The organism is Ruoffia sp. FAM 20857, from assembly GCF_045528645.1.
Classification (GTDB): Bacteria; Bacillota; Bacilli; order Lactobacillales; family Aerococcaceae; genus Ruoffia; species Ruoffia halotolerans.
Window position 1 is genome coordinate 51996 of sequence record NZ_JBGQRB010000009.1, and the last position, 11741, is coordinate 63736.

Below are 11741 nucleotides of genomic sequence, written 5' to 3' on the forward strand. Positions count from 1 at the left end.
TTTCCACACACTGGAACTATAAACTCTATCAGGAACTCGTCCCAAGGTTGTTGTAAACGGTTGCTAATAAGTTAATTCTCTCGTACTATTAATATAAATTATTAAAGAGGAGTGAGTAAAGTTGATGTAAAAGGTACAGCGATTCGGTGGAGCGATGTTCGTTCCTGTATTAATATTTTCATTCGCCGGAATTATTCTTTCGTTGGCTATTTTATTTCAAAATGAAATGATTATTGGTTCTCTAGCAGCAGAAGGAACATTATGGCGAAATATTTGGTCGATTATTGAATCGGGCGGTTGGACAGTTTTTAATCAGATCGAGCTATTATTCGTTATTGGATTGCCAATAGGGTTAGCGAAAAAAGCCTCTGGCCGAGCGCTATAGGCATCTGCGAAATAAAAAATCGATGCTTTGGTCTTCAACATCATCATAGCAAGCGAATTCTTTACCTCTATCTGAAAGGTTTTGAAAGCAGCTTGCGGTAAAGTGTTGGTGAGTTATTATATCTCCATCTTCATTGCTTCTTTTGAACGATCAGGCATTAATCAGGCGACATAAATTCGGCTTTTTTTTTCTGTAAAAGTAGCGAGACAACCTTTGCTTTTATTTCTAGAGGAAACGAAGGTATCTAATTTCCAATGGTCAAACACTTACCGGAGTTTAACTGATTTAGGTCATAGGGAAATAGAAGTCCCAATGTAAAATTTGCCACGTGTTTCTTTTGGCAAGCGACGCTTACCTTTTTAACAAAGTACTTTTAAAGAAACGTTGATAATCCCCTTGCAAATCCAATGATAGATGGTTTTAAGAGATAATTTCCCTTTAATGTCACGTCCACCAATTAGTTCATGGGACCAAGTTTCCTCTAGTTTTTTCTTAATATCATCAATTAAATCTGACGTATACTTTAGTTTTCTTCCCTTATTTTGACGATGGCTTTTAGCAGTATTTGCGATTATAGAGGGTTTATATCCTTCTAGATAAAGGTACCTCTATTTTTTGATCGTTCTTCTATGGTAAAAAGTGTATAGCTCATAACAGTCCTCCGTGCTAGTGTTTTTGTCGATATTAACATTTTACACGAAACTGGTATGAGTTTTTATATTTTTTTCGAAGTTAATCTCACAATTTTCCACATAGAAAAACATTTGATTTACTGATTAATAGATGATATTAAAAAAAAAGTTAGAGGTTCTGTTTTTTCTTACTTTAAAAATGTTATAATAACGAAAATATAAAGTACAAAAATAATAGTAGGATGTGGCATATGGATATAAAACGTAAATTAATTTTAGGAATTATTAGTGGTCTCGTTGCTTTAATTGGAATTTTTTTCTTTGCGAAAAATCTGATTTTCCCAACGCATCAAGATGAGATGATGGGTAGCGCAAATATGGAGATGGGACCAAATGGCATGGCGGTTGAAGGGGAGATGGCCTATAATTTATATAATTTATTCAGACAAGATCCCGTTACTGTGGATGCGAGTGTTAAATTAAAGACCGATACCGCGTATTTTTATCAAGCGGATTTAGGACAAATTGAAGCACTTTTAGTTAAAGACGGGCAAAAAGTAACTAAAGGAACTACCTTATATAATTACAAGCAAGCCTCAAAAGAAAACCAATATGCACTTGAGGATTTATATCGCGAACAAACTAAATTATATAATACCCGCCAAGCATTAATTAAACAATTAAGTGAATATACAGGCGGAGAATTTAACTATCAAGGAGACCAAATTGCGTATTATTGGGGAAATGAAGGCAAACAAGGCTATTATATAGTCGAAGAAATTGGTAAATCAACCTTGCCTTCAATGAGCGATCCGGCTAATACCAACACCGACAGTTCACTCTCTCAAGATGGTCCCGAAGGTGCGTTTGATACCGGAGGCATGGGAACGCCAGCAATGGAGTCGGCATCAGATCCTACTGAGGGCATTAAAGAGCAAATCCGTCAAGTGAATGACCAAATTGAAGAATTAGAAATTAAATTAATTCGCCAACAGGAACAACAAAATAATAAAGTAATAGCCAAGACAGATGGGATTGCGATGGTCAATCCAGATGCCATAGATAATCCCAATGTCCCCGTAGTGCGTATTGTTTCTGAAGAAAGTTCAGTTGTGGGTAGTGTTTCCGAATACGATTTTTATGCTTTAGCAGAAGATCGCGCCGTAAATATTTATATTCCAGCAGAGGATCGTACCGTAACCGGTAAAATTGTTGACTATGATAAGATACCTTCTTATAGCGGAACCAATGGCCAAAATGATTCAACCGATGGTCTATCTGCTTCAAATACAAGCGGTGGAAGCAACGCGAGCCATTTTAATTTTGTTGTACAACCAGATGCCCCCTTACAAGCCGGTTTTTCTGCAATTGTGAATATAACGTTACCTGGTTTTGCTGTACCTTCTGATGCGATTGTTGATGAAGAAGACAATTATGTATTTTTATATTTAGATGGTAAAGCGGTAAAAACAAAAATTGAATTGATAACTCAAGGTCTACAAAAAGTAGTCTTAAAAGGATTGAATGAGGGTGATCAATTAATCATGTATCCTTATGACTTAACAGATGGTCAAGAAGTATCGGTTGTTGATCCGATGGCGATGCCTCCATCAGAAGACCTAATAGATGGGGATGTGCAATAATATGACAAGCGAAATGCAACAACAACCACTCATTGAAATGAAAAAAATAAATAAATATTATCAAGTGGGTGAGCATCGATTACAAGTGTTGCGCGATATTGATTTATCAATTTATCACAATGAGTTCGTGACCATTATGGGACCATCAGGGTCTGGGAAATCCACTTTAATTAATGTTTTAGGTTTTTTAGATAATAAGTTTGAAGGCCATTATAATTTTGGTGGCGAATCGGTAGAAGCAAGAACGGATAAACAAATTTCTGTTTTACGTAATGAAATGGTTGGTTTCGTTTTTCAAGATTTTAATTTAATTCCAAGCATGACGGTCAATGAAAATATTCGTTTACCATTGCTGTATAAAGGCATGCCAGCTAGAAAAACCAAAGAAAAAGTGCAACAAGCTCTAGAGGGTGTCGGTTTAGTTAGTAAGTTTAATAGTCGTCCACATGAATTATCCGGGGGTCAAAAGCAACGGATTGCAATAGCAAGGGCGTTAATTAACCAACCACGTTTTATTATCGCTGATGAACCGACGGGCGCATTGGATACTAAAACATCAAAAGTGATTATGGATATCTTAGCTCGTTTACATCGTGAAAAAGGGGTAACAGTAGTATTGGTAACCCACGATCCTAATTTACAAGCTTATGCGACTAGAAAAGTACGTATTGTCGATGGGCAAATCCATTCCAATGAAGTGAGTGAATCCACTTATGAATTAAGTAAAAAACCATTAGTTTTTGATGAGGTGTTAAAGAATGAGGATGAATGAAATTTTTAAATCGTCGTTATCAACCTTGAAAATGAATGGTCGACGAACGTTTTTAACGATGATTGGTATTATAATTGGGATTGCAGCGGTTATTACGATATTAAGTCTAGGGAATGGTTTTCGTAAGAAAACTTTGGATGAACTAGCCCAGGATGCCAAAGGACGTCCTAGTCAAATGTTTTATTTTAATGCATCAAATATAGACTCAGACTGGTCAAAATTAGATCCATTTGATGCTAATACTTTAGACGACATCCGTCAAATTCCTGGGGTTGATGAAGTCGCCCCATCTTCTGATGATGAGGACTCTATTGATTATTCGACCTTGGATTTTGCCAATAAAGAATCAAAGACTCATGCGACAAAATATTTCGATATGACCAATCAACAAATATTATATGGACGAAATTTATATGACTATGATTCCAGAGGAGCTAAACGTAATGTCATTATTGACGACATCGTTGCAACCGACATTTTTGAGAATCCAGAAAAAGCCATTCATCAATCCATTAAGATTGATGGTACCAGTTATACGATTGTGGGAGTTTATGTATCGGAGTTGACTGAACAAGAATTCGAAGACATGCAAAATTACGGTTTTGGAGGTTCTAATTCACCGCAAGTAATTATTCCTAGAGGAACAAATAAATTAATAAATCCCAATGCGAATGTGGACTTTAGTATTACGGCATTTTACGTACCCGATTCCAATGTCAGTGGTATTAGTCGTAAAATCGCAGATTATTTAAAAGAAAATGGCTCTGAGAAAGATAACGGAACTTATGAATACTTTGATATGTCTGAAATGATGGAATCGATTGGTCAACAAGTTTCAATGGTTACATACTTTATTGGTGCTGTGGCGGGAATTTCATTATTTATTGCCGGGGTCGGTGTAATGAATATGATGTATATTTCTGTCTCTGAACGAACTAAAGAAATTGGGATACGTCGTTCATTGGGTGCTACGCAAAATAGTATTCAATGGCAGTTTTTATTGGAAGGTATCTCAATCACGACTTTAGGTGGTCTAATTGGTTATCTCTTTGGGGTTGGAATTGCGATTGTAGCGGGCAATTTCTTGCCATTTGAAGCCTTAATAGATGTACCGACAGCCTTAGTCAGTGTCTTGATTTCTGTTCTAATAGGCATCAGTTTCAGTGTCTTTCCGGCTAGAGCGGCTGCTAGAAAAAATGTGGTTGAAATCTTGCGTTAAGATAGCGTTAATAAAGGCTCGGATGCTTGAGTGAGGCGAGTATTTACTCCTTATTTTCACAAAACTATTTCATTAACACTTTGCTTAGAATAGGAATTCATGAAAAAGTTTTCTATAACAATAAAAAAAGAGTCAATATAGGTGGAGTCTTTATGGCAGCCGGCATTTTAAAGGAAACAAAACAACAAATGAGTAAAGCAATTGATGCTTATCGAAATCAATCAACAAGTATTACCGTTTCAGAAGCGAGAATGTTATTACTCTCACCTTATGATAAATCATCTTTAACCTAGATTGAAAAAGCGATGTTACAATCTGATGTGGGTATTACCCCTTTAAATGATGGTAGCGTCATTCGTTTAGTGATTCCTTCATTAACTCAGGAGCGTCGCCAAGAATTAGTCAAACAAGTAGGTAAAGAACAAGAAAATGCTAAAATTATCTTGAGTAATATTCGTCGTGATGCAATTGATTAAACAAAAAAATAATGCATTGACTGAAGCTGATGTTAAAGATTATGAAGAAAATATTCAAGTTATCATCGATGAAGCAACTAAAGAGTTAGAAAAAGTTCCTGAGGAAAAAGAAACAGAAATGTTAGGTGACTCTTTTATTTAAGACCATGAAGATTTTATTTATGGTCTTTTTTAATTTACTGTGAGATATTTTATACTTCCAGCGATAAATAGGGTGATTATTTTGGAAAGCATTCTAAAGGTTGCAACAGCTATTTTTTAAAAGAAAACTAAAAGACTTTCAAGTGTAGTGAGCCCCTAAATTCATGTCCGGATTTAGGGGCTCACTACACTCTTTGTTTTTTTGTTTGCCCGACCTGGGCAAACTCTAACGAGTGCAAGTCCCGAATGCGACATGCAGTGGTAAACATCTAGTCGGAGGCAAGAGTGTCCATCGCGAAGTGGAATCTGAAGGAAGACGAAACGAAACTTCGTTGTGACGAACGGAAATCACATAGAAGGCGGGTTGAATGGATAAGGCTACGAAAGAACTTACAGCCTGATAACTGCATGAGTTCAACATGTAAATGTGGCAGATAGATGGAAAGAGTTTGAACCTTAATTGGGAAAATCTCATCGTGTTGCATAAAGTTACTAGCGAAAGTTACCTGACCCACGAGGAGTCCGCCGAGGTCGTAGCCGTGAAGACCACTGGCATACAGCGTTAAAGTGGATAGCGAACCGGCGAGACAAGAAAGAGAGTAACAAAGATGAAAAGAAAGACCAATTTAGATCGAATCTTATCCGTGAGTAATCTGAATCAAGCTTTCCAAGTGCTTATTTCGCCAGACGAGTACTATCTACAACAAACTCACGTTATATAAAATTGAACCGCCGTATACTGAATAGTACGTACGGTGGTGTGAGAGTTCCTCTGGTCAATTAACGGCTAGAGTTCTACTCGATGCCTTCCATAGAAACCACAAACAACCTATCTCTCGCTAGCATTTTTAATATGATATAATTTACTTATATTGAGTCAAGGAGTTGATATACGGTGCTAGCGTTAGTTTTATTTGAGCGAGCCGCAATTGTTATTTTGTTAGCTTATATTCTTATGAACAATGATTATTTAAAACACATGTTATTAAATCGACGCCAAACAAAATCGGTGATCGGTCTTAGTTTAATTTTTTCAGCATTCGCTATTCTGTCTAATATTACTGGGGTGTTGATTTCTTTTGACCAGCTATCTTTCTATCCCTTATTCGGTCAATTAACGGATGAGGTTGTGATTGCGAATACGCGGGTGTTGAGTATTGGTGTGAGTGGAATTGTTGGCGGGCCTTTAGTAGGGACGATGGTCGGGGTCTTGTCGGGGATCTTCCGATATTTTCAAGGTGGGACGGACCCGCATATTTACCTAATATCTTCTATATTAATCGGAAGCATTGGTGGAGCCTTTGGTCATGCTTCGATTAAAAAGCAAACCTACTTAACTCCGTTTCAGGGTGCAGGTGTGGCGGTACTTTTGGAGCTGGTTCAAATGGCATGTATTTACTTTCTAAGTTCGAACCGCGTGATGGGGGCAAATTTAGTGCAAGTGATTATGTTTCCAATGATGCTCGTTAATAGTGTTGGGATGAGTATTTTCTTATCAATTATATTGAATACGATTCGTCACGAAGAAGGGTTGAGAGCCATTCAAACGCAAGATGTCTTGCAATTGACGAAGGAGACTCTACCTTTATTTGGGAGTGGTTTGAATCCTGAGAATGCGCAGAAAGCAGCTGAGTTGATTCATAAGACGATGAAGGTGTCAGCGGTGAGTATTACGAACCGGAAAGATATTCTTGCTTTTACTGGGGCTGGAAGTGACCATCACAGAGTTGGGTCAGACTTGGTGACAGATTTATCGCGGCAAGCGATTACGGAGGGTGAGATGTTGGTGGCGCATACGCGAGCGGAGATTGGTTGCCACTGTGAGTCTTGTCCTTTGGAAGGGGCGATAGTGCTGCCTTTAAATGACGGAAATGATATTGTTGGCACTTTAAAATACTACTTTACAGATGACGACCAATTAACTGAGGTTGAACAGAAGTGGGCTGAAGGACTATCAGAAATCTTTTCAACCCAAATTCAATTAGGAAAAGTTGACTCGCAAAAGCATTTGCTGAAACAAGCGGAGCTACACACTTTACAAGGGCAAGTGAATCCACATTTCTTCTTTAATACGATTAATACGATTAGTGCGGTGATGCGCTTTGATCCTGATAAGGCGAGGCGATTATTAATTAAATTAAGTCAGTATTTTCGTGCGAATTTAACTGGAAACCGCCAAATTTTAGTACAAGTGACGAATGAACTCGAACAAGTCAGAGCGTATTTAGAAATTGAAGAAGCACGCTTTCCAGATAAGTTTGAAATCAGTTTTGATATATCCGAAACGTTGCATCACGTATTAATTCCATCTTTTCTAATGCAAGTGTTAGTTGAGAATGCGATTCATCATGCCTTTAAAGAGCGAGAAACGGACAACAAGATCCATATCGCATTAAAGCCCCAAGGTGAAAACCTAATATTCTCCGTTGAAGATAATGGGTATGGAATTCCAGAATCTATCATTGAAAAGTTAGGGAGAGAGGTTGTGGAATCGGCAGAGGGGACTGGCACGGCGTTGGAGAATTTAAATAAACGTTTAGTAGGTATCTATGGTACGAAAAGTGAGCTCCAGATTGAATCGTCGTCTGACGGAACCAAAGTGAGTGCTTTAATACCATATCTTTCAGAGAAGGAGAAGATGAATCATGAAAATTCTTTTAGTTGACGATGAGCAATTGGCTCGTCAAGAATTGAGTTATTTACTGACAGAAATAAAGTCGGGGAATGACTATTTTGAAGCGAGTCACATTAAGGCTGCCCAACAAATGCTCTTAAAAGAAGCCATTGATGTGATTTTTCTAGACATGCATTTGCAAAATGAATCTGGCATGGAGTTAATGGAAACTGTGACTCAGATGAAGGAACCGCCATTTGTCGTCTTTGCGACGGCTCATGATGACTTTGCGGTGAGGGCATTCGAGCTGGATGCGACGGATTATATCTTAAAGCCATTTGATTTGGAACGACTACAAAAAGTCATGGGGAAAATAGAAGCCCGAATGAGTCACCGGTCTGTTCAGAATGTACCGGATAAAAAATCTGACGCATTTTCGCGTGATAAACGCTATTTACCGATTGAAGATGAGGATCGAATTGTCATGGTAGCAATGAATGATGTTTATGTGGTGACGACCGATGAAGGCGAAGTCATTATCCAAACGCATGATAAAGAGTATCGGATGCGCGAGTCACTCAAAGCAATGAAGGAAAAGTTACCTGAGGAAAACTTCATGCAAGTTCATCGAGCCTATATTATTAACTTGAATGAAGTTGAAGAAATCCAGCCTTGGTTCAACCGAAATTATCAAGTCACGATGAATAATGGGTCAAAAGTCATTGTGAGCCGGTCATATATGCAAGCGTTCAAAGCTGTTTTTGGTTTGTCCTAAAGAGGGGCTGTATTTGCTCACAATCCTATATTAAGAAATCACAATACTACAGCCCAACGGCTACTGAAACCAAAACGCTTTGAATGAATCCTGAACCGAAGCAGGCATTGACAAGGACTTCGGCTCAGCGAAACTCTCTGAATTAATCGAAGTAATTTCTGGAGACGGTTCTGTAACGGTAATAACAGCAAGCTAACTAAAATAAAGGTCGAGTCACGAGAATTCAAGAGGCAAAATCATCGTGGGTCGGTCTTTTTCAACCTTTTATAGATATTTGAGATTTGTTGGAGAGACATTGTAAACGCTTCACCTACCGAGATGTGCATTTCATTTAAAATATTGTGCATTTGGTCACAAAACAGCCCTATCCTTTCTTATTTAATGTATATTTTAGTTAACAAAGAAAGAAGGAGTGGAAAAGATGATTTCCTTATTAGGTGGTATTGCTTTACTAGTGATTGGGTATTTTACTTACGGAAAATTTATTGAAAAGAACTTTCAAATTGCTCCAGATCGTAAAACACCTGCGGAAGTATTAAAAGATGGCATGGATTTCGTGCCAATGTCTCGTTCGAAAAATGCGATTATTCAATTATTAAATATTGCGGGGACAGGGCCAATTTTTGGTCCAATTATGGGAGCGCTCTACGGGCCAATCGCTTATGTATGGATTGTTGTCGGCTGTATCTTCGGGGGAGCCGTTCACGATTACATGATCGGTATGATTTCTTTACGTAATGATGGTGCTCACTTACCAGAGTTAGCCAGTCGTTACTTAGGTAAAAACTTCAAACATATCGTAAACCTATTCTCAATTGTATTACTCCTATTAGTAGGAACGGTATTCGTAATAACGCCAGCTAACTTAATTAGTAGTTTAACACCTGATTTCTTAACGATTGGTATTATTACGTTACTTATCTTTGTTTACTATGTCATTTCAACGTTATTGCCAATTGATAAAGCAATGGGGAAAGTATATCCATACTTTGGAGCCATCTTAATTATCTCGACAATTGCGATTGGTTTAACATTAATCTTTGGAAACTACCAAATGCCAGAGTTAACTTTATCAACAATTCGTTTAGAAAACTATAACGGTGTACCAATGTTCCCAGCGATTTTCTTTACAATTTCATGTGGAGCATTATCAGGTTTCCATGCAACTCAATCACCAATGGTTTCTCGTACAACAACATCAGAATCACAAGGTCGGTACATTTTCTATGGAATGATGATTGCAGAAGGTGTTATCGCAATGATTTGGGCAGCGGCTTCAATGAGTTTATTCGATGCAGGAACGTTAAGTGCCTTAATAGATTCAGGAACACCATCGGCAGTTGTGAACGAAGTATCAGTGATGTTATTAGGTAATGTCTTTGGGACCTTAGCCATCTTTGGTGTGATTGTTCTTCCAATTTCATCGGGTCTATCAGCTTTCCGAAGCTTACGCGGAATTATTTCGGACTACATCAATGTGAAACAAGATACAACTAAGAAAGTCTTAATGTTAACTATTCCAATTTTCGTCGTATCATTCATGCTTACTTTAGTAGACTTCAATTTACTATGGCGCTACTTTAACTGGGCAAACCAAGTGACAGCCGTAATTGCATTATTTATTGCGACACGTTACTTAAGATTGAAAAATCGAAACTATATTGTTGCTCTAGTGCCAGGTGCCTTCATGTTATATGCCGTGCTAGTGTATATCTTAAGTGAGCCAATCGGCTTTAACCTAGGCTTAACACCAGTGACATATCTTGTCGGTTTAGTCGTATCCGTGATTATCCTTTGGTACTTAAGGAAAGCAGGAACTAAACAGATCAGTACTCTGGACGAAAACTCAGAAATCGTCAACGACCACTTGCCAATTGGAACCTTCTCATCGGGGAAAGTGTAGATAGTATATATTACAAACTCAAGTAACCTACTAACATTTTTAAAATGTTGGTAGGTTTTTTTATCCCAGTTATATTCATCCCGCAACAATTCCCATCTTCTGGAACTGTGACCTGACAATGGAACCCGGTCCAAACTAATTGAAAGCGGTTGCCTAAACTGGGAACTTCACTTAATATAAATATACATTATAAAAAAAGGAGTGAGTAAGTATGATGCAAAAGATACAGCGTTTTGGAGGAGCGATGTTCGTTCCGGTTTTATTATTTTCATTCGCAGGTATTATTCTTTCTTTAGCCATTCTCTTTCAGAATGAGATGATCAGCCGAGCAGCGAATGAGAGTGATGTGTTAATAATTGCGATTACGAGTAGTCAAGCACGCTTACTTACCCGCATTGCCAAGTATACGATTTACTTTCAAACAATTACTATTCCTTATAAAAATGATGAGATGGTATCTTTTCTACCCGTCAGTTGAGTTACGAATATGTTATTTTTAAAGTATTTTAATTATGTTCGAAAATTAGAATCCGAAGAAAGTTAGGAGAACCTTATGATTATGTCGAAAAAATTAATGAATCGTATGATTTATGGTGTGATAATATTATTTTGCCTTACCCCTTTCTTATTCCTCTTCTACATTAATATAACCGCATCAATGCAGTCGGTCACGATGGTTGATTTACTTCAAACAACTCCGGTACTGACGTTACAAATGCTAGCCATCTTTTTATTACCGCTAGCAGGTTATTTAATTAAGTTGAAATGGGATAAAGTGCAAGACGAGGAAAGTCAGCATATTTTCTACGCTAGCATTGCTCTATTAATGATTGCCTTATTTATGTTAAATAATGTCGTACACGGATTTTTATTACTGATTTTATTATTTTTCGTCACAAAATATTTTGCGATTTCAATTAAAAAAGCTTTCGCGACCTTTAAACAACCAAAGTTCGCCTTGGCGACTTATAGTGGTGAAATCTTTATGTTAGTAGTATCAATTATGATTCAATTGATGATGAACCGGGTCATGTAAGAAATTAGAAGCATTTAATGGTTCATGAATTTTTGATGTTGGTGGACCGAGGAGCCAGGTGACGCAGTCACCTTGGCTCTTTTTTTATTCCTATGTTTAAGTGTCTCTCTATGCAACGATAGTTTGTGTTGTGTTCTCATCTTTA

Annotated in this window: 11 protein-coding genes and 1 pseudogene; all 12 read left to right on the plus strand. The window is 37.6% G+C overall.

The window, feature by feature from the left end; all coding sequences use genetic code 11:
• Positions 1-154 precede the first annotated feature (154 nt).
• A pseudogene (locus ACEN4N_RS03505) lies at positions 155-379 on the plus strand (PTS alpha-glucoside transporter subunit IIBC); the annotation flags it as partial.
• A gap of 889 nt (positions 380-1268) precedes the next feature.
• Complete coding sequence (locus tag ACEN4N_RS03510) at positions 1269-2660, plus strand: hypothetical protein (RefSeq protein WP_407093710.1); 1392 nt, start codon at positions 1269-1271, stop codon at positions 2658-2660.
• 1 nt (position 2661) lies between these two features.
• Entirely contained in the window at positions 2662-3432 is a 771-nt protein-coding gene (locus tag ACEN4N_RS03515; RefSeq protein ID WP_407093711.1) for an ABC transporter ATP-binding protein, read from the plus strand.
• Positions 3419-4651 carry an ABC transporter permease gene (locus ACEN4N_RS03520; RefSeq protein ID WP_407093712.1) on the plus strand — a complete coding sequence of 411 codons (1233 nt, stop codon included), beginning with the start codon at positions 3419-3421 and terminating at the stop codon, positions 4649-4651. Before ACEN4N_RS03515 ends, ACEN4N_RS03520 begins: the two co-directional genes overlap by 14 nt.
• Before the next feature lie 152 nt (positions 4652-4803).
• Positions 4804-4944, plus strand: coding sequence for a hypothetical protein (locus tag ACEN4N_RS03525; protein ID WP_407093713.1), 141 nt, complete (start codon positions 4804-4806; stop codon positions 4942-4944).
• Between the two features lie 12 nt (positions 4945-4956).
• Entirely contained in the window at positions 4957-5127 is a 171-nt protein-coding gene (locus ACEN4N_RS03530; RefSeq protein ID WP_407093714.1) for a ribosome recycling factor, read from the plus strand.
• Positions 5120-5269 carry a hypothetical protein gene (locus ACEN4N_RS03535; protein WP_407093715.1) on the plus strand — a complete coding sequence of 50 codons (150 nt, stop codon included), beginning with the start codon at positions 5120-5122 and terminating at the stop codon, positions 5267-5269. Before ACEN4N_RS03530 ends, ACEN4N_RS03535 begins: the two co-directional genes overlap by 8 nt.
• A gap of 894 nt (positions 5270-6163) precedes the next feature.
• Entirely contained in the window at positions 6164-7933 is a 1770-nt protein-coding gene (locus ACEN4N_RS03540; protein WP_407093716.1) for a LytS/YhcK type 5TM receptor domain-containing protein, read from the plus strand.
• Positions 7914-8657, plus strand: coding sequence for a LytTR family transcriptional regulator DNA-binding domain-containing protein (locus ACEN4N_RS03545; protein WP_407093717.1), 744 nt, complete (start codon positions 7914-7916; stop codon positions 8655-8657). Before ACEN4N_RS03540 ends, ACEN4N_RS03545 begins: the two co-directional genes overlap by 20 nt.
• Before the next feature lie 421 nt (positions 8658-9078).
• Positions 9079-10560 carry a carbon starvation protein A gene (locus tag ACEN4N_RS03550; RefSeq protein ID WP_407093718.1) on the plus strand — a complete coding sequence of 494 codons (1482 nt, stop codon included), beginning with the start codon at positions 9079-9081 and terminating at the stop codon, positions 10558-10560.
• 211 nt (positions 10561-10771) lie between these two features.
• Entirely contained in the window at positions 10772-11038 is a 267-nt protein-coding gene (locus ACEN4N_RS03555) for a hypothetical protein (RefSeq protein ID WP_407089725.1), read from the plus strand.
• 81 nt (positions 11039-11119) lie between these two features.
• Positions 11120-11596, plus strand: a complete 477-nt coding sequence (locus tag ACEN4N_RS03560; protein ID WP_407089685.1) for a hypothetical protein — start codon at positions 11120-11122, stop codon at positions 11594-11596.
• The last annotated feature ends 145 nt before the right edge of the window (positions 11597-11741 follow it).